Origin of the sequence: Clostridium sp. AN503, assembly GCF_040719375.1 — a bacterium.
Taxonomy (GTDB): Bacteria; Bacillota; Clostridia; order Lachnospirales; family Lachnospiraceae; genus Brotaphodocola.
In genome coordinates this window covers 2,395,073-2,414,786 of record NZ_JBFDTP010000002.1, presented here as the reverse complement: position 1 = coordinate 2,414,786, position 19,714 = coordinate 2,395,073, and the positions used below count along the sequence as shown (strand labels likewise).

Sequence of the window (19,714 nt, the reverse complement as noted above, 5' to 3'; positions counted from 1 at the left end):
CTTTCCTTATGGTATTCTTAAATTAAGAACAACAGGAGGAATACCATGAGCAGAAAACCCTTTACCGAAGAAGAAATACTGTTGCTGCGACAAAACCCTTACACCTACAGCGTGACCCAGTTTCAATTGAACCTTACCAAAGAGTTCAAAGAGATCTTTTATTCAGAATACCAGAAAGGGGAACTTCCCCGGAAGATTCTGGAGGATCACGGCTATAACCCGGCCATCCTGGGGGAGCGCAGGATCTGGAGTATTTCCGGCCACATCCGGGAACAGTACAAGAAATACGGCTGTTTCTACGAAGGGAACTACACACATGGAAAGAGGCAGCCCCAGGAGCAGACGGGTGATAACCATGCATCTGAAAAAGAAGAACTGAAACAGCTTCGGCATGAGGTCGATTACCTGAAACAGGAAGTGGAGTTTTTAAAAAAAATTTCTGCAGTCAGAACTACCAGAAAGTAGGTGCACTGCTCATGAACGACTCTTCGTGTATTTTTGAGATTATTCAGCAGACCCTAGCACAGAACGGGAACACCCTCTCCGCCAAAGAACTCTGTTCGGCAGCCGGGGTTTCCAGGAGCGGCTATTATGCCTGGCTGAAAGCTGCCCCGGTCCGTGAGCAGAAGGAAGAGGAGGACCGCCGGGATTTCGAGCTGGTATTGTCCGCTTATAAGCAGCACGGTTATCCCAAAGGAGCCCGGGGCATCCATATGGCTCTGCTCCACAGTGACCCTCCGGTCATCATGAACCTGAAAAAGATCCGCAGGCTGATGGAAAAGTTCCGGCTGTCCTGCCCATACCGGGGCCCGAATCCCAATAAGAGACTCGCAAAAGCGCTCCGGACCGGAAGTGTTTCGGATAACCTGCTCCGCCGTGAGTTCGAAAGTTATGGGCCGAGGATGGTGTTGCTGACAGATATCACTTACCTGCCTTATGCCGGAAGGTTTGCTTATCTGTCTACGATCCTGGATGCTTTTACGAAACAGATACTCTCTTATGTGCTCAGCGAATCGCTGGAAGTGGACTTCGTACTGGAAACAGTGGAGAGGCTGATCGCAGACCATGGAATCTCCCTGCATGCCGAAACAATTATCCACAGCGACCAGGGCTGTCATTATACCAGCCGAAGCTTTATCAACATCCTTTATGACAGAAAACTGCGCCAGTCCATGTCCCGCAAGGGCTGCTGCTGGGACAATGCCCCGCAGGAAAGCTTCTTCGGGCATATGAAGGACCACATCAGGGGAAACCTGGCGGATTGTGCTGCGTTCATCGAAGTAAAGTGTGTGATAGATGACTATATGGAGTACTACAATAATGAGCGTTACCAATGGAAACTTGCAAAGTTAGCCCCAAACGAGTTTTATGACTTTTTCATCACTGGGAAGTATCCACTGGATATCCCCAACAGGCCGTCCTGTCCGGTGATTACAAAAAGGCCGGAGGAATTAGGAGGCAGAATACTTCAAAGTAACAAGATTACTTAAAACTATCATAGAATACCATAATAATAGAAAACAGGACATCTGAGAACAGGATGTAGGTAAAAGAGGAGGAAAAATAAACTGCCCCACTTTTAAAAATGTCCTTGACAAGGGGGACAGTTCAACTTTTGTCCGTGAAAAGTTGCGGGTAAACCGCTGTTTAATAAAAAATGGTCTGTGAGCGGAAAAGTTATACGCAATGCTGCTTTTGGAGAAGCGTTCATTACGATTAGCAGATAGGGATAATTGATATAATCATAATGATCGTATCTGAAGAGCCATTTATATTCTATGTTAACAACTGTTATTTTTCGAAATCGCCTCATCAGATGTTCCTTTCAGATCGATATGGTGATTTTTGAAGTGACAATCTTATGGTTGATCTTTCTTTTTCCATTTAATATACTCACTCTGGCTTCCATCCCAATGACAATATATACAGCGTCCATTTTTAAAAGTGTGTGGACAATTGGGATAGCCATACAGAATGTGGGCACATTCGGGACACAATGCCATCATTTTTGAAGAGGATTTTAGAAATTCGCTCCCACATTCATCGCAAGTGAGATAGTGCTCTTTATTCATACTATGCCCCCGGTATATTCTGATTTGTCAGTATTATTTGCTAAAATCATATGACAAGGTATTACGTTACTTTTTTCGATCCTTCCATACATATCCAATTAAACTGGAAATAAATATTGCCAGGAAAAATATGATTTCAAATTTCAGGGTTATATCAAAAGGGTTGCCGGATATTAGGCCGTATAGAACATATATCAAGCTGCTTCCTATCGTGATGACAAGTGTTTTTGCAAATGCTAGTAGTATAAAATGTTTCATAAATTCCTCCATTTTTATGGTATGAGTTGCTGTTCCTTTAGCTGCCGCAGAATGCCGTCAAGGTTGCTGCCCCCAAAGCTGATGGGATCCGTTTTATGATCCGGAGCAAAAAGAAACTTATTTTTCATTTAAGTCAAGAATGTAATGACCTAAGATGGTTTTGTGAAGTATATCAATGATAATTACAATGTAAGAGTTTTTTTGGTTGGTAAAGAGCAAAATATGTTGATATGTATGTTCATTATTTTTAGAAAATCCATGTTTTGAAATCAAGTTATCTTCCAACAACTGCTCTGCATAGTTCCAAATATTTACCAAAGGTACTGCGCTGCGCTTAATTGCTTAGCCATCATTATCGTCTCCTGATTCCTGCAAATTTAGATTTACTCAGCTACTAAACGAACTGGAAGTTATGTTGCTGACTGATCATCGAGGAAGCAGCTGGGGTACGCCAGGCCAGGTCAATTCTGGCATGGAATCCAATTTATTTAAATAGACAAATATAGTCTGCTTATCGCCCCAAATTCCTGAATCAGGTTTTCTCGTGCATAAAGTAATATGATAATATCCCGAATCTATAGGGATAGTTTGTTCCAGAGGACACTCCGCACCCCACTCCGACAACCAAAATAAATCAATTACGCATAACTTTTCGTCTTGAATATCAATACCTAAACGAATCGCAACAGGGTATTCTTCCAGCAGGTTTTCTTCTGGGTAGCCCTCTCTAAATTTGAGTGTGTAATTTCCGCTGCTCCCGGTGCAAAAGCCTACTACATCCCCCTTTTTGATGTGCTTTGCCACATCCTCTGGGTTTGAATATTCTTCGTCAAGAAAGTTGGAACCTTCAGGAATATTCTTATTCGTTTTAGGTGAATAGAACACAATCCCCATTCCATCGGTCATTAACTGAATGTCTTTTTTTCGAAACTTCATATGCTAATGTCCTCCTTTAGATTTCGATTTGTCGAGCATGCTTTGTCTGCCTGAGACGCACTTCCCCAATAAGGGGAACATTATTATAGTGAATTACTGCAATATCATTGTCACTCATCCAAAGCATATCTGATGAAATGTAGCTAGAGTTATTTGTAAACATATCGGATTTCCCGCAATTCTTTCCCCCCGATATTATCATTTATAAAATCATTAGTCGGTGAAAAACCAAATTGTTCATAAAAATGCCGTGCTCTGATGTTTTCTTCCAGTACCCATAAAAAGATATTTTTATATCCCAGCCTTTTCAATTCTGAAAGAGTGGACTTCATAAGAGTTTTTCCATAACCTTTACCCATATAATTCGGCAGCAGATATATTGATATAATCTCACCCCAGTCGGGAAACTGCTTAAAACGGGATTTACAAAAACTGCTTGTTCCCACAATTTTGCCATCGTCAATGCAAATCAATGTTTTCCAGTTTGGGTTATCTAAGTTTGTCGACCAGCGTCCTTTAGGAATCGAATCAAGATTGTCTTGAGGTATTATGCCTTTATATGCATATTTCCAACTTTCTTCATATATCTTACTTATCTCCATTCTATCATCGGCAGATATCATATATCGAATTTCCATTTCTCACCTCGGCAAGTTCCGATTTAACAGTTTCATCTTATCATATTATGGAATGGCCGACAACAGGCTTTCGTGTCAAAATCGTTTCTTGACAACCCTCCGTGGATATTGTATAGTAAGGGAAGTTTCCCGCGGAATTCTTTTCTGCGTCGGTTTCCGAAATCTTTAGTGTGTAATTTAATGGCGGTTCGCCAAAGATTTCCTGGCTCTATGTGGCACATGAGTTTATGCAGCAGCTTTTAGTTGGTTTTACTATTTTTTCAGCGTTTTACAGGTTTTGCTGTCGGGACATTTCTTTTGTCTTACGCGGATTTCATGATTGAAAACACATCTAAAACATCTTATAATGGAGGTAGCAGTAATGAGAAGAAACAGAAAACACAAGGATAAAGTATTTGTGATGGTTTTTAAGAGGCCGGAGGATCTGCTGGATCTGTACAACGGCCTGAATAAAAGCCATTATGACAATCCCGACGATCTGGAGATCACGACACTGGAGGATGCCATTTACATCCATATGAAGAATGATATATCGTTCCTGATCGATAATACCCTAAACCTGTGGGAACATCAAAGCTCCTACAACCCTAACATGCCGGTGCGAGGGCTTTCTTATTTTGCGAAGCTGTATCAGAAATATATTGATCAGCATAAGATCAATATATTCAGCACCAGTTTAAAACAGCTGCCGTTTCCGCAGTATTTTGTATTCTATAACGGATCTCAGGAAGCGCCTGACCGGAAAGAACTGCTGCTTTCGGATGCATTTAAGATATCTGTAAACGGGCGTGGGGAAAACAGTGAGAGGATATCCAGGATACCGTGTCTGGAGGTGCGGGCTACGATGCTGAACATCAACAGCGGTCACAACCGGGAGTTGATGGAGAGCTGCAGGAGGCTTAAGGAGTACGCCCAGTTTGTTGAGAAGATCCGGGATTATCAGAGGAGCGGGCTGCCTGTGGAAACTGCGTTGGACCAGGCGGTTAATGACTGTATCCGGGAAGGTATCTTAGAGGATCTATTGTCCGGTCATAAAGCGGAGGTGATGACAATGTTTCTGACAGAATATGACGAAGAACGCCATATGGAGATGGAACGGGAAGAGTGGGAAGCGAAAGGAGAGGCAATCGGTATTGCCAAAGGTGCAAGAGCTCTTGTGGAGACCTGTCAGGAGTTTGGACTTTCCCGTGAGGCGGTGGGAGAGCGGCTTCAGCGAAAGTTTTCGGTGAGCGCTGACATTGCGGAAGAATACCTGACAGCGTATTGGAAAGAGGCTGCAAAAGCAGGGGTTGATGTGGGGACTGACCGAGTGTAAACATTTGGTGGTTACCACTCTGCATGAATACGAACATTTTATTGACAAAAAAACCCGGAACTGCTATCATCAAACCATGGAACGAGGGTGTTACATGGAAGGCCGTTTATGCAGCGGCTTATCTGACGCCCTCTTTTGCATTCTGGGCGACATCCTTTTTGATTCATAGGAAATGCGTTCTATGGATCAAAACGCTCCGTAAGGATGCGCAGCACGCGGTGGGCTTGTTCACCAGGCTCGTAAACTCGCCAAGTGAACCAATGCCGCCCCGCAGAGGCAGATGGTTGCTGAAGCAGCCGCGCGGCAGCGCGAAAGTTCTGCAAGCGGAACTTTTAATGAAGCCTGTGAGAAGGAAGGGAGAAAAGTAATGAGTAATTATAGCAAGGAAGACATCATCCGCATGGTGGAAGAGGAGGACGTAGAGTTTATACGCCTTCAGTTTACGGACATTTTCGGCATGCTGAAAAATGTGGCGATTACGGCGAGCCAGCTGGAGAAGGCTCTGGATAACCGCTGTATGTTTGATGGCTCTGCTATCGAGGGATTTGTCCGGATCGAGGAGTCTGACATGTATCTGTATCCTGATTACGACACCTTTGAGATATTCCCATGGAGGCCGCAGCAGGGCAAGGTGGCTCGCCTGGTCTGTGATGTCTACCGCCCTAACGGGGAGCCGTTTGAGGGAGACCCCAGATATGTACTGAAAAAAGTTTTGAAGGAAGCGTCCGACATGGGATATACCTTTCATGTGGGGCCGGAGTGCGAGTTCTTCCTGTTCCACACGGATGACGACGGGAAGCCGACTACCGAGACCCATGAGACTGCCGGATACTTCGACGTGGCGCCTATTGATATGGCGGAGAACGTGCGCCGGGATATTGTTCTGAACTTAGAGGAGATGGGCTTTGGTGTGGAGGCGTCCCACCATGAGATCGCTCCGGCCCAGCATGAGATCGATCTGGAATATATGGAAGGTTTAAATGCCGCGGACAATATCATGACCTTCAAGATGGCGGTAAAGGCGATCGCGAAACGCCACGGGCTTCATGCGACCTTTATGCCGAAGCCGAAGGCGGGGGTCAATGGTTCCGGCATGCATATCAATATGTCCCTGGCAGATAAGAGCGGTCATAATGCCTTTATCGACGAGAGCGATACTCTGGGGCTGAGCCGGGTGGCGTATCAGTTTATGGCGGGGATTTTAACGCATATCAGGGAGATCACGATCCTGACCAATCCCCTGGTCAATTCCTACAAGCGTCTCGTTCCGGGGTATGACGCGCCGGTTTATATTGCATGGTCGGCCTCAGCCAACCGCAGTCCATTGATACGGATCCCGTCATCAAGGGGGAGCAGTACGCGGATCGAGCTTCGATGCCCTGATACGGCTGTGAACCCGTACCTGGCGCTGGCGGCATGTCTGGCGGCGGGGCTGGATGGGATCAAGAATGAGATGGTACCGCCGGCAAGCGTTGACAACAATATTTTCGCCATGTCTGAAGATGAGATGCGGCTGCGCGGCATTGAACAGCTTCCGGAAACGCTGGGGGAGGCACTGGAGGCATTTGAGCGAAGTGTGTTTGTTCGGGAACTGCTGGGAAAACATATTTATACGAAGTATCTGGAGGCAAAGAACTCAGAATGGAAGAAGTTTCGGGCAGAAGTGACCGACTGGGAAGTGGAGGAGTATTTGTATAAATACTAGAAGCCAAACCGCAGTCCGGACAGTTTTAAGCGCATCAGAATCACCTGATTCGATTACTTGGAGGTGAGTGTTTGGCGAATGTGATCGTGGCATTTTCAAAACCGGAGGATGCTAAAAGCATAAAGAATATACTGATGAGAAGCGGGTTTCAAGTAATCGCCGCCTGCACTTCCGGCGCCCAGGCGCTGTCGCTGGCAGAGGATTTAAGCAGTGGGATCATCGTATGCGGATACCGTATGGCGGATATGCTTTTTACGGAGCTGCATGAATATATGCCGCCAAAGTTCAATATGCTTATGGTTGGATCTCCCAGCAAATGGGCGGCCCAGATGCCGGATGACATGATCTGTCTTCCGATGCCGCTGAAGGTCCATGATCTGGTCAGCACTCTGGAGATGATGGTGCAGGCACAGTCGCGGAGGCGCAAGAGACAGCGCCAGCAGCCGAAACAGCGGAATGAAGAGGAGCGCGTTCTGCTTGCACAGGCCAAGAACCTTTTGATGGAGCGCAATAGCATGACGGAGGAGGAGGCGCACCGGTACATACAGAAATGCAGTATGGACAGCGGGACCAATCTGGTTGAGACTGCCCAGATGGTGATCAGCCTGATCAATATTTAGGGGGAACTTATGAAATTTACCAAAATGCAGGGAATTGGCAATGATTATGTATACGTCAACTGTTTTGAGGAGCAGGTGGAGAATCCGGGCCGGATTTCGGAATTTATCAGCAACCGTCATTTCGGGATCGGTTCAGACGGGCTTATCCTGATCTGTCCGTCTGACAAGGCGGACTGCAGGATGCGTATGTTTAATGAGGATGGCAGCGAGGGCTCTATGTGTGGGAATGGTGTCCGGTGTGTGGGCAAGTATGTCTATGACCACGGGATCGTGGATAAGACCAGGATATCGGTGGAGACCCTGGGCGGTATCAAATATTTAGAGCTGCATGTGGAGGATGGAAAGGTTGCGTCTGTGAAGGTAGACATGGGCGTGCCGGAGCTGACCAGCCGGCTGCCGGAGGATATTACGGTGGGCGGGCAGGCTTATCAGTTTACCGGGATCAGCGTTGGGAATCCCCATGCGGTGTACTTCCAGGAGGGGATCGACAGCCTGGATCTGGAAAAGATCGGACCGTCCTTCGAGAACCATGAGCGGTTCCCAGACCGGGTGAACTCAGAATTTATCGAGGTGCTGGACAGAACCCATTTGAAAATGCGCGTCTGGGAACGTGGCAGCGGAGAGACTCAGGCCTGCGGCACGGGAGCCACAGCCAGTGCAGTCGCGGCGATCATGCTGGGGCTGGCTGAGGATACTGTGGAGGTACAGCTAAGAGGCGGCAGCCTTACGATCCACTGGGACCGGGAGAGCGGACATGTGTATATGACGGGACCGGCAGTGGAGGTGTACAGCGGTGAGATCGACCTTTCTTTTTTAGAAAACACCACAACGGAAACTCAAGCAGAATAAAGCATTGACAAGTTGCCGGATAGCGGTTATCATACCAATATAAAAAAGATTGAGGACAATGGCGTTCGGACATGACAGGTTCGGACGCTTTTTACATTTACGGAGGATGGAAGTATGGATGACATCGACAGAAAAATATTAAAGCTTCTCCAGGAAAACGCGAGGATATCTCTGAAAGCCATAGCAGAGAGTACGTTTTTGTCATCTCCAGCAGTATCTGCCAGGATTGATAAACTGGAGCGGGAAGGTTTCATTTCGGGCTATCATGCCGTTGTGGACCCGATGAAGCTGGGGTATCACATCATTGCGTTTATCAATCTGAACGTGCTGCCGGAGGATAAGCCCAAGTTCTATGCTTATGCGGAAAGTATTCCCAATGTGCTGGAGTGCAGCTGTGTGACCGGGGATTATTCCATGCTGCTGAAGGTGGCGTTTCAGAGTACCGTAGAATTGGATGTGTTTATCGGGGAGCTGCAGAAGTATGGGAAGACCAGTACGCAGATCGTGTTTTCTACCCATGTGGGGCCGCGGGGGGTGCAAATGTAAAGGAGGAGATGGCGTCTGGGGAGGGGAGGGGAGCGGAGGGGAACGTCCGGGAAGGGGCTCCGTGGATTGGACGGTGAGCCGGGATTACTGGTTTGTCGTCGGCGGGAAGCGCTAAGGCCCTGACAACAGAAAAAACAGGGGACCAGGGACAGTCGAGCCGGATTCTTGATGAATCCGCCTCTCCGGTCCCTTTGCATTTTGACGTGGTGCGTCAAAATGCACCCCCGCTTTTTCTGCTGCCAGGACCTAAGCGCTTCCAGGCCTCCGCAAGAGGTAATCCCATCTCACCGTCCAATCCACGGAGCCCCTTCCCGGACTGTGCACTGGCTGCCACTACCTGATCCGACGCGGTCTCGTTGGGGGAATAAAAAACTGGCTTGTTGTGTGGAGTGATGTGGAGTTAAAGAGATGTCGATACGGAGTGAATTGTAAAATGATAGTACTGCGTTGAAATGTGATGGGGATAATTGCTGGAAGAAGCAATAAAAACTAATAAAAAAAGCCGATAACCGCATTTTTATCTGCGTATTATCGGCTCTGCGTCTGTGCGTCTGGCTCTGTGATAACGGATATATTGAATGGCTTTACTTTGATTAAGGTTTCCTGCTTACACTTTGGACAAAACAGCGGGAAATTTTCAAGTATCGTATCTTCTCGCAACTTTATCCGCGTCTTACTTTTGCAAACAGGGCATAACAGCCATTTCTTCAAAACTTTTTCTTGGTCGTTCAGAAGGATTTTCGGCGGGGTAGCCTAATGCAACTGCTGCAATTATTTCGCCTTTATCTCCAAAATAATTTTTCAAATCATCATAGGCAAAATATGTATCGCAAATCCATAATGTTCCTATTCCTAATGCGGTTGCTTCTAACAGCATATTTTGGATTGCAGCACCGATTGACTGAATATCCGCGCGCTCATAAATCTTTTCTTCAAGCGTCAAATTTTCGTATAATGAATGTCCTGTGGGATTGCATATTACAATTAAAGCCGAAGCCTGCGCCATAATCGTAGTGGTATGTTTAGCACCTGCAATATAACTACCGCTATTGGGCAAAAGCGATTTAGTGTTTTCTTCTTTTTCTATTCCTTGGCGCATTATGCTCACAAATTTTTCCTTTGCTTCGGAAGTTAAAACAATAAACTTCCAAGGTTGTCTGTTTTTAGCTGACGGAGCTTTAAGAGCTGCATAAATTATTTTCTTTAATACTTCAAAAGGAATAGTTCTGCTTTGGTATTTCCGTATGCTTCTACGTTCAAATATTTCTTTCATTTTTAACAACTCCCTCTAAATGCCCTGTAAATATCAACTTTTTCATTAAATCAATTTGCAAGTACAAATTCTCTATCGGTACATTTGTAGAAAGCATTATTTCCTCAAGACCTATTTGCCAATAAAAAACTAAATCCGCTACTTCGGATAGATTATCATAGGAAATCTCTTGTAGTTTTTTTCCTAAAGATAATATTTCGAGAATAGGGGTTTTTAATCCGTCCATTGCCTTTACGAAAAAATTATTATCGGTTTCTGCTTTATGCGCTATGAAAAACTCAATCATAGCCAATTTCAAACTGCCTTTAACATTTATCATTTCTTGTTCCAGATTTTCAAAATAAGCATTAACTACTGTCTGAAAATCTTGGAGATCATAAATGTTATGCTTGGTTTTTTGCATACAGGTCTGATGATGTGATTTTATTACCTCCATAAATATTTCGTCTGTTGAATTAAAATAAAGATAAATTCCCCCTCGGCTAATATTACAAGCATCTATGATGTCTTTCATGGTAACGGCTGAAAAACCTTTTTTGCTGAACACTTGTTCTGCACGCTCTAAAATTAGATTTCGTTTTTCCAATGACTTTTTAGCCACATTCTTCACCTCTCAAAAAATGACATTGGTGTCATTTATATTTTATGACACTAATGTCATTTTGTCAATAACTTACAAATTTTGCTTTTGGTTTTTGTTTTTTACGTTAGGGGAGCCAGTGCACAGCAGCCGGGAGGAAGACTTGTGGGGAGAGAAGGGCGGGGGAGGAGGCGGGCGGAGATGTGACTTTTGCAGGTTATTAGGGGCACTTACACAAACGGAGGCGGAAATCGGGGCCGGAGCCTGGGTTTACAGGACCCAGGCGGAGCGCGACGCGGAGGAGAAATCATCAGGAGTTCTCCGTAGCTGGAGCGTTGCCCCGATTTCCGTCTCCGTTTGCGTTAGTGCCCCTTATGACCGAAACGGAAGCATCTCCGCCCGCCTCCTCCCCCGCCCTTCTCTCTGCGTTAACTCTGTCCCGGCTGCGTTCCACAGCTCTCCCGCTCCACCATATGATGGGGCACGATGATCTTCGTTGCCATGAGATCGGGTTTTTCGATATGGCTGATCATCTGGGAAGCCGCCTCGATTCCCAATTGACAGGAATTGATGTCCATGGAGGTCAGGGGCGGTGAGGAAAGCCGTGCAAACAGCGAATTATTGAATGAGATAATGGACAATCCTCCGGGGATGGAGATCCCCAGGCGGATGCATACTTTTTCCAGCGCCATAGCCAGGATGTCATCGCTGACTAGAACTGCAGTGGGACGGTCTGGCCGTGTTAAAAGCTCATTTAAGGTCTGGTTCTGGGCTTCTGGAACCTCCGGCACTTCTACGCAGAAGTCTGGGAGGAATGGGATCTGATGCTCCGTAAGGGACAGGATGTATCCTGTCTTTCTGTCGCTGTTGAACAGAAGGGAGTGGTCTCCTGACAGATAGGCGATCCTTTTGTGGCCCAGGCTGATCAGATAGTCGGCAGCCTCCTTGCCGGCCAGAATGTTGTCGTTATCTACATAGATGGTTTGGTTTATATTGCGGTAAGCTTTGCCGATCAATACGTACAAAAGCCCTTCTTCATAGAGATAGTCCAGAACCGGGTCCTGCTCCCTGGAGTACAGCACAATATAACCTTCTGCCAGTCCTGTTTTAGACATGGTTTTGATGGCCTGCAGGATCTCTGCTTCGTTCTGACCTGTAATAACCGTGTTGATGTACTGCTTCTGGTTGCAGTACTGGCTGATCCCACGGATCACTTCCAGGTAAAAAGAATTCTGGTATGCTTCTTTTTCCGATGGAGGCAGTATGATTCCGATGGTGCGGGAATTTTGCGTGGCTAAGCTGCTGGCCTGAAAGTTCGGTTCATATCCAAGCTTTTCCATCGCGGAACGGACTTTATCCTTTGTCTGTTTGCTGATGGAAGGATGGTCTTTACAGGTTCGTGACACGGTAGAGGGTGAAACGCCTGCAAGAGCGGCGACATCTTTGATCGTAACGGGCATAATAATCTCCTTAAATAAAATCATATAGTGCTTTTCCTGTAATAGTTCAGACATCCAATGTGGAAACTGGTGCAGAAAACTGCTTTCAAGCAAGCTTGACGCCGTTTTTTGTATTAATTCCCCCGCCGTCTGAACTGTTACCTATTATTGTATATTTTTATGCAAACTTTGTCAAATATATTTGCGTAAAATGCGCAATAAAAAATGCTCGTTTGCATTGAGAAGTGCACAAAAAACAGAGGCATATTTTGTGCATAAAGTAGAAAACATGAAAAAATCAAAAAAACAGTTGAAAAGTCTGTGCAATTATTTTATATTTAACGCAAGCGGTTGCACAAGTGATGCAAAGAGCTTTTAGGAGGAAACGATGAAAGAGAAGAAATGTGGAGTGTGTGAAATCAAGATCCTGTCACCATTGACCGGAAAGGCAGTGCCTATGGAAGAAGTTCCCGATCCGGTATTTTCCCAGAAGATCATAGGAGATGGAATCGCCGTCATCCCGGAGGATGGAAGACTGGTAAGCCCGGTGGACGGGGAGGTGATTTCCGTAGCGGAAACACTGCATGCATATGGATTCCGGTCTGAGGACGGACTGGAAGTGCTGGTGCACTTTGGTTTGGAGACCGTATCTTTGAAGGGGGAATTTTTTACCTGTCATGTGAACGTGGGGGATAAGGTAAAAGCGGGGGATCTGATCGCGGAGGCGGATTTAAAAGGCTTGCTGGAGCTGCAGGTGAATCCCATAACGCCTGTCATTATCTGTGGCGGAGCGGAAGGGTGCGGTATGGAAGCCAGGACCGGTGGAGTGAAGGCCGGGAAGGATGCGGTGGTTATCATTATGAGACAGGATAATGCAAAATCTACGCAAGCGATTTCGAAAAAAACAGATGCCTGGGAGGAGAAAAGCGTCCCGGATAAGGCCGTTCCGCCGGAGAAACGAGAGAAACCGGAGAAACTAGAGAAACCAGAAAAATCAGAAAAGCAGGCGAAAAAGGCTAAGAGAAGATCGATCATCAATTTCGACTTCCTTCAGAAGCTGGGGAAAGTCCTGATGACGGTCATTGCGGTTATGCCTGCGGCAGGACTGATGATAAGCGTAGGCAAGCTGGTACAGATGTCGGGCGGCAATATGGACATGGTACTGACCATCGGAAGCACCATGGAGAATATCGGCTGGGCGATCATTAATAACCTGCACATCCTGTTTGCCGTTGCCATCGGCGGTTCCTGGGCCAAGGAAAAGGCAGGCGGAGCCTTTGCGGCGGTGATCGCGTTTATCCTGATCAATGTCATTACAGGCGCTTTGTTTGGAGTGAGCAGCGCAGACCTTGCAAATCCGGATGCGGTTACCCACACTCTGCTGGGACAGGAAATATTAGTGAATGGTTACTTTACCTCTGTGCTTGGCGCTCCGGCTCTCAATATGGGGGTGTTCGTGGGAATCATAGCCGGATTTACAGGCGGGGTGATCTACAATAAATATTATAATTATAGAAAGCTTCCGGATGCACTGGCTTTCTTTAACGGAAAACGGTTTGTTCCCATGGTGGTGATCGCCTGGTCGGTGGTCATCTCCGTTGTGCTGGCCCTTGTGTGGCCGTTAGTACAGACCGGGATCAATGATTTCGGTGTCTGGATCGCCAACTCATCAGATACCTCCCCGGTGCTGGCGCCGTTTATCTACGGTACGCTGGAACGGCTTTTACTCCCGTTTGGGCTGCACCATATGCTGACCATACCGATGAACTACACGTCCTTTGGCGGAACCTATACGATCCTCAGCGGAGTGAACGCCGGTTCCCAGGTGTTCGGACAGGATCCTCTGTGGCTGGCGTGGGCTACTGACCTGATCAACTTAAAGGACGCCGGGGATATGGCCGGGTATCAGCAGCTTCTCACCACAGTTACACCAGCCAGATTCAAGGTGGGACAGATGATCGGCGCTACGGGGCTTCTTCTTGGGATTACTTTGGCTATGTACCGCAGAGTGGATGCGGATAAGAGGCAGAATTACCGTTCCATGTTTGTTTCAACTGCGCTGGCTGTATTTTTGACCGGTGTTACAGAGCCGTTAGAGTTTATGTTCATGTTCTGCGCACTGCCGCTTTATCTAATATATGCAGTTTTGCAGGGATGCGCGTTTGCTCTGTCGGGGATCATCCATTTGCGGCTTCATTCCTTCGGAAATCTGGAGTTTTTAACACGGATTCCCATGTCGGTAAAAGCGGGACTGACGGGAGACATTATTAATTTTGTTATCTGCATTGCAGTGTTTTTCGTAGTGGGTTACGGGATTGCATATTTTATGATTGGAAAGTTTCATTTCGCTACGCCGGGACGCCTGGGCAATTATACAGACGAGGGCGGGTCGGAAGAGGCGAATCCGAACACGGCGAATCTGAACGCGACGGCAGGAGGCGACAGCCAGGCGGAGCGGATCATCGGTCTGCTTGGCGGAAGGGATAATATCGTTTTGGTGGATGCGTGCATGACCAGGCTTCGAGTCACGGTCAAGGATGTGGATCAAGTGGCGGAACAGGCGGCGTGGAAGTCAGAGGGAGCTATGGGCCTGATCAAGAAGGATCAGGGGATCCAGGCGGTCTACGGCCCGAAGGCGGATGTGCTGAAATCAGATATCAATGATATCTTGTAGGGGAAAATATGAAGATCTTAACTTTAAACAGCCATAGTCTGGAGGAAGCGGACTATGAGGAGAAATTGAAAGCCTTTGTGGAAGGCATTTGCCGGGAAAAGCCGGATGTGATCGCCCTTCAGGAAGTGAATCAGACCCGGACTGCAAGAGGTGTGGACGCAGGCCTTTTGGAAGTGTCAGGCTACATACCCTGTGAGTCCGGTGCGGACTGTACAGAGACGGTGATTCGGGAGGACAATCATGGATACCGGGTTGCCGGGATGCTGGAAGAACGTGGGCTATCCTATTCCTGGACTTGTGTGTCTGCTAAACTGGGATATGGAAAATACGATGAAGGGCTGGCGTTACTTTGCCGCTTTCCGGTACTGGATAGCAGACAATGTTTCATAACCGGAAGCCATGACTATCAGAACTGGAAGACCAGAAAGATATTGGGGATTTTGGCTGAGACTGAGCGCGGTCCGGAATGGTTTTACAGCGTCCATATGGGCTGGTGGAAGGATGATGATGAGCCGTTTGAAAAGCAGTGGAGCCGGATCAGCAGCCTGCTTAAAACGGATGGGGAAAAACCGATCTGGCTGATGGGGGATTTCAACTCCCCATCCAATATTTCCGGCGAAGGATATGACATGATCAGGTGGTCCGGCTGGCTGGATACCTATGAACTGGCAGTCCAGAAGGATGACGGGATTACGGTGGATCATTCCATAGACGGCTGGAAGGATAAAAGAAAAGAGCCGGGCATGAGGATTGATTATATCTGGACGTCTGAAAAAATGCCGGTAAAAAGCTCCCGCGTTATATTTAACGGGAAGGACCATCCTGTGGTGTCGGATCATTTTGGAGTATTAGCAGAGTGCGGGGAAGCTTGTATGCGGGAGCGTCCGCATGGAAATGAGGAATAGTATGAAACGTGAAAGCGGTATTTTATTATCGGTCGCCAGTCTGCCTTCCAGGTACGGGATTGGATGTTTTTCCAGGGAGGCCTATGAGTTTGTAGACCAGCTGAAGGTGTCCGGGCAGTCTTACTGGCAGATCCTGCCCCTGGGCCCTACCAGCTATGGGGATTCCCCTTACCAGTCTTTTTCCACATTTGCGGGGAACCCTTACTTTATCAGTCTGGAAGATCTGATCGAGGAAGGCTTATTAAGCCGGAAGGAATGTGACGCGGCTGACTTTGGAGAGGACCCTCAGAGCGTGGATTATGCCAGGATCTATAAAGCGCGTTTCGGACTGCTCCGCAAGGCCTATGAGCGGAGCCGGATCAATGAAAATGCGGATTTTCTCCGGTTTAAGGAGGAAAATCGGTGGTGGCTCCAGGATTATGCGCTGTTTCGGGCGGTGAAAACAAGATTTGAAGAAAAGGCGTGGACCGAGTGGGCGGAGGATATCAGGCTCCGGCGGCAGAATGCTTTGGATTATTACAGGAAAGAGCTGTATTTTGATATTGAATTCCATGAATATTTACAGTTCACCTTTATGAAACAGTGGAAGAAGCTTAAGGAGTACGCCAACAGTCAGGGAATCCGCATTATTGGGGATATTCCCATCTATGTGGCGATGGACAGCGCAGATACCTGGGCTCATCCGGAACTGTTCCAGCTGGATGAGGACAACGCCCCGGTTGCAGTTGCGGGATGCCCTCCAGATGGATTCTCGACTGTCGGACAGTTGTGGGGGAATCCCCTTTACCGGTGGGATTACCACAGGGATACGGGATTTAAATGGTGGCTGGAGCGGTTGTCTTACTGCTACCAATTATACGACGTGGTCCGGATCGATCATTTCCGCGGATTTGACCAGTACTTTTCCGTTGCTGCCGACGCGAAAACGGCGGTGGACGGACATTGGGAACAGGGACCCGGCATGGATCTGTTTTACAGAGTCAAGTCGGCGCTGGGGGAAAAGGAGATCATCGCGGAGGATCTGGGATATGTGACGGATTCTGTCAGGCAGTTGGTAAAGGAGAGCGGGTTTCCGGGAATGAAGGTGCTGGAATTTGCATTTGATTCCAGGGATTCAGGATGCGCAAGCGATTATCTCCCTCATAATTATCCTGAAAACTGCGTGGTTTATACGGGAACCCATGACAATGAAACGATCGCTGGCTGGTATCATTCCATTCAGCCGGAGGAACGTAAGCTGGCCCGCGATTATCTGAATGATTATTACACGCCGGAGAACGAGCTGCATCATTCCTTTATCAGTCTGGTCATGCGCAGCCAGGCCAGGATCTGCATCATCCCCCTTCAGGATTATCTGGGGCTGGATAATAGCGCGCGGATCAACACGCCTTCCACGGTGGGGGATAACTGGAAATGGCGTCTTATGCCGGGGCAGCTGTCAGAAAAGGTGATAAAATCGATCGGCTCTGTTACGCTGCGGTATGGGCGATGGAACTGGCGGGATTAAAGGATCCTGATGGAAGCGGGAGCGGAGATACCTGGGTAAACTAAGAGAGAGGAAAATCAGATTATGAATAAACAGGAATTAGAAAAACAGTTAAAAGACAGGTGCGGTAAAGTGATTGAAAACTGCACCAACGAGGAACTTTATACAGGACTTTTATCCATGGTGCAGGATATGGCTCGGGAGAAAGAAGCCAACACCGGAAAAAAGAAGCTCTATTATATTTCTGCGGAATTCCTGATTGGAAAACTGCTTTCCAACAATATGATCAACCTGGGAATCTACGAGGATGTAAAGACGATCCTGGAAGATCACGGAAAAGCGTTAAGCTCCATCGAAGAGGTGGAGCCGGAACCGTCCCTGGGCAACGGAGGGCTGGGACGCCTGGCGGCATGTTTCCTGGATTCCATCGCATCCCTTGGACTGAATGGGGACGGCATCGGCTTAAACTATCATTTTGGATTATTTAAGCAGTATTTTAAGGACAATAAACAGGATGAACAGCCCAACCCGTGGATCACAGACACCTCCTGGCTGACGAAAACAGATGTAACGTACCAGATCCCTTATAAGAATTTTACACTGATTTCCAGAATGTATGATATCGAAGTGACCGGATACAACAACCGGACCAACAAGCTCCATCTTTTTGATGTGGACACGGTGGATGAGTCCCTGGTACAGGAGGGAATCACATTCGACAAATCGGATATCGAGAGAAACTTAACCCTGTTCCTTTATCCGGATGACAGCGACCGGGCCGGCCAGGTGCTGCGTATCTACCAGCAGTATTTTATGGTGAGCAGCGGAGCGCGGCTGATCTTAAATGAGGCTATGGAAAAGGGCTCTGACCTTCATGACCTGCCGGATTACGTTGCGGTCCAGATCAACGATACCCATCCTACCATGATCATCCCGGAGCTGATCCGGCTTTTGACAGCGGAACATGGGATGGAGATGGATGAAGCCATCGAGATCGTAAGCAGGACCTGTGCGTACACGAACCACACCATCCTGGCAGAAGCACTGGAAACCTGGCCTGTGGATTATTTCAAGGAAACGGTTCCTCAGCTGATCCCGATCATCGAGGTGCTGGATGATAAAGTGCGCAGGAAATTTGACGATCCGTCCGTGTACATCATCGATAAAGAGGACCGGGTCCATATGGCTCATATGGATATCCATTACGGCTTCAGCGTCAATGGGGTGGCCGCCCTTCATACGGATATCCTGAAGGAAACGGAATTGCATAATTTTTATGCCATTTATCCGGAGAAATTCAATAATAAGACAAATGGGATCACATTCCGCAGATGGCTCCTGCACTGCAATCCGGAGCTGGCATCCTTTATCACCGCATTGATCGGAGACGGATATAAGAAGGATGCCATGGAGCTGGAAAAGCTGGATTGCAGGGAGATCAAAGAGGATGAGGCAGTCCTTTTTAAACTCCTTCAGATCAAAGACAGCAAAAAAATGGAGCTGGCCCGCTATCTGAAAGAAACTCAGGATATGGAGATCAGTCCGGCTTCCATTTTTGATATTCAGATAAAAAGGCTCCATGAATACAAGAGACAGCAGATGAACGCTTTGTATCTGGTGCATAAATATCTGGAGATCAAGGGAGGCAAAAAGCCCCAGACCCCGATCACCGCGATCTTCGGAGCCAAGGCAGCCCCGGCCTATACCATTGCCAAGGACATTATCCACATGATCCTCTGTATGCAGCAGATCATCGACAACGATCCGGAGGTCAGCCCATATCTGAAAGTAGTCATGGTCAGCAATTATAATGTCACCCTGGCTGAGAAGCTGATCCCGGCCTGTGATATCTCGGAACAGATCTCCCTGGCGTCGAAGGAGGCAAGCGGCACAGGAAATATGAAATTCATGCTGAACGGTGCAGTCACCCTGGGAACGGAGGACGGGGCCAACATGGAGATCCATCGTCTGGTGGGCGATGAGAATATCTATATCTTCGGCGATTCCAGCGAAACGGTGATTGAGCGGTATCAGGAGGGAACCTACTGCCCCAGGGATTACTATGAGAATGATCCGGCGATCAAAGAAGCCGTGGATTTCATTGTCGGCGATCAGATGATGGCGGTGGGATGCAGAGAGAACCTGGAAAACATCTATCACGAACTGCTGACAAAGGACTGGTTTATGACATTCCCTGATTTTGCTGCTTACTGCGAAACGAAGGAAGCTGCATATCACGATTATGAGAACCGGACAGAGTGGGCGAAGAAGATGCTTGCCAATATCAGCAGGGCAGGGTTCTTCTCTTCGGACCGTACTATTCAGGAGTATAACAGGGATATTTGGAAATTAGGGTGACAGGGGGACGGTCGGGAAGGGGCGCCCCTTCCCGGCCTGTGCTCTGGCTGCCGCTACTTG

At 47.5% G+C, this 19,714-nt stretch carries 17 protein-coding genes and 1 pseudogene; 11 read left to right on the top strand and 7 right to left on the bottom strand.

What is annotated here, in order from left to right:
* Window positions 1–45 precede the first annotated feature (45 nt).
* Window positions 46–465 carry an HTH domain-containing protein gene (locus AB1I67_RS18620; protein ID WP_367029304.1) on the top strand — a complete coding sequence of 140 codons (420 nt, stop codon included), beginning with the start codon at window positions 46–48 and terminating at the stop codon, window positions 463–465.
* An 11-nt stretch (window positions 466–476) separates the two neighbouring features.
* Window positions 477–1,490, top strand: a complete 1,014-nt coding sequence (locus AB1I67_RS18615) for an IS3 family transposase (protein WP_367029303.1) — start codon at window positions 477–479, stop codon at window positions 1,488–1,490.
* 393 nt (window positions 1,491–1,883) lie between these two features.
* On the opposite strand, the pseudogene AB1I67_RS18610 reads toward AB1I67_RS18615, so the two are convergent.
* The 3 genes and pseudogenes from AB1I67_RS18610 to AB1I67_RS18600 form a co-directional block, all read right to left on the bottom strand.
* A pseudogene (locus AB1I67_RS18610) lies at window positions 1,884–2,072 on the bottom strand (DUF4241 domain-containing protein); the annotation flags it as partial.
* Window positions 2,073–2,756: 684 nt separating this feature from the next.
* Entirely contained in the window at window positions 2,757–3,266 is a 510-nt protein-coding gene (locus AB1I67_RS18605; protein ID WP_367031571.1) for a hypothetical protein, read from the bottom strand.
* Between the two features lie 149 nt (window positions 3,267–3,415).
* Window positions 3,416–3,904, bottom strand: coding sequence for a GNAT family N-acetyltransferase (locus AB1I67_RS18600; protein WP_367031569.1), 489 nt, complete (start codon window positions 3,902–3,904; stop codon window positions 3,416–3,418).
* Window positions 3,905–4,265: 361 nt separating this feature from the next.
* Between AB1I67_RS18600 and AB1I67_RS18595 the strand changes: the two genes are divergently transcribed.
* The 5 genes from AB1I67_RS18595 (at window position 4,266) to AB1I67_RS18575 (ending at window position 8,939) form a co-directional block, all read left to right on the top strand.
* Window positions 4,266–5,219 (top strand): hypothetical protein, encoded by a 954-nt coding sequence (locus tag AB1I67_RS18595; RefSeq protein ID WP_367031568.1) that lies wholly within the window; start codon window positions 4,266–4,268, stop codon window positions 5,217–5,219.
* 367 nt (window positions 5,220–5,586) lie between these two features.
* Window positions 5,587–6,924 carry a type I glutamate--ammonia ligase gene (glnA, locus tag AB1I67_RS18590; RefSeq protein WP_367031566.1) on the top strand — a complete coding sequence of 446 codons (1,338 nt, stop codon included), beginning with the start codon at window positions 5,587–5,589 and terminating at the stop codon, window positions 6,922–6,924.
* An 80-nt stretch (window positions 6,925–7,004) separates the two neighbouring features.
* Window positions 7,005–7,544 (top strand): response regulator, encoded by a 540-nt coding sequence (locus AB1I67_RS18585; protein WP_367032658.1) that lies wholly within the window; start codon window positions 7,005–7,007, stop codon window positions 7,542–7,544.
* 9 nt (window positions 7,545–7,553) lie between these two features.
* Window positions 7,554–8,393, top strand: a complete 840-nt coding sequence (gene dapF / locus AB1I67_RS18580; RefSeq protein WP_367031564.1) for a diaminopimelate epimerase — start codon at window positions 7,554–7,556, stop codon at window positions 8,391–8,393.
* Between the two features lie 114 nt (window positions 8,394–8,507).
* Window positions 8,508–8,939, top strand: a complete 432-nt coding sequence (locus tag AB1I67_RS18575) for an Lrp/AsnC family transcriptional regulator (RefSeq protein ID WP_367031562.1) — start codon at window positions 8,508–8,510, stop codon at window positions 8,937–8,939.
* Window positions 8,940–9,467: 528 nt separating this feature from the next.
* Here the strand turns inward: AB1I67_RS18575 and AB1I67_RS18570 are convergent.
* The 4 genes from AB1I67_RS18570 to AB1I67_RS18555 form a co-directional block, all read right to left on the bottom strand.
* Window positions 9,468–9,671 (bottom strand): cysteine-rich KTR domain-containing protein, encoded by a 204-nt coding sequence (locus AB1I67_RS18570; protein WP_367032657.1) that lies wholly within the window; start codon window positions 9,669–9,671, stop codon window positions 9,468–9,470.
* Window positions 9,613–10,212, bottom strand: a complete 600-nt coding sequence (locus AB1I67_RS18565) for a nitroreductase family protein (protein ID WP_367031561.1) — start codon at window positions 10,210–10,212, stop codon at window positions 9,613–9,615. The genes AB1I67_RS18570 and AB1I67_RS18565 overlap by 59 nt, the downstream gene beginning before the upstream one ends.
* On the bottom strand, window positions 10,196–10,813 hold the full coding sequence (locus AB1I67_RS18560; RefSeq protein WP_367031559.1) for a TetR/AcrR family transcriptional regulator: 618 nt from the start codon (window positions 10,811–10,813) through the stop codon (window positions 10,196–10,198). Before AB1I67_RS18560 ends, AB1I67_RS18565 begins: the two co-directional genes overlap by 17 nt.
* A 407-nt stretch (window positions 10,814–11,220) precedes the next feature.
* On the bottom strand, window positions 11,221–12,276 hold the full coding sequence (locus AB1I67_RS18555; RefSeq protein WP_367031557.1) for a LacI family DNA-binding transcriptional regulator: 1,056 nt from the start codon (window positions 12,274–12,276) through the stop codon (window positions 11,221–11,223).
* A 343-nt stretch (window positions 12,277–12,619) separates the two neighbouring features.
* Between AB1I67_RS18555 and AB1I67_RS18550 the strand changes: the two genes are divergently transcribed.
* The 4 genes from AB1I67_RS18550 (at window position 12,620) to AB1I67_RS18535 (ending at window position 19,654) form a co-directional block, all read left to right on the top strand.
* Window positions 12,620–14,905, top strand: coding sequence for a PTS transporter subunit IIBC (locus AB1I67_RS18550; RefSeq protein WP_367031555.1), 2,286 nt, complete (start codon window positions 12,620–12,622; stop codon window positions 14,903–14,905).
* Between the two features lie 8 nt (window positions 14,906–14,913).
* The gene (locus tag AB1I67_RS18545) at window positions 14,914–15,810 is read left to right on the top strand and encodes an endonuclease/exonuclease/phosphatase family protein (RefSeq protein WP_367031552.1); all 897 of its coding nucleotides are present in this window, start codon (window positions 14,914–14,916) and stop codon (window positions 15,808–15,810) included.
* 1 nt (window position 15,811) lies between these two features.
* Window positions 15,812–17,317, top strand: coding sequence for a 4-alpha-glucanotransferase (gene malQ / locus AB1I67_RS18540; RefSeq protein WP_367031551.1), 1,506 nt, complete (start codon window positions 15,812–15,814; stop codon window positions 17,315–17,317).
* Between the two features lie 63 nt (window positions 17,318–17,380).
* Complete coding sequence (locus AB1I67_RS18535; protein WP_367031549.1) at window positions 17,381–19,654, top strand: glycogen/starch/alpha-glucan phosphorylase; 2,274 nt, start codon at window positions 17,381–17,383, stop codon at window positions 19,652–19,654.
* Window positions 19,655–19,714: the final 60 nt, after the last annotated feature.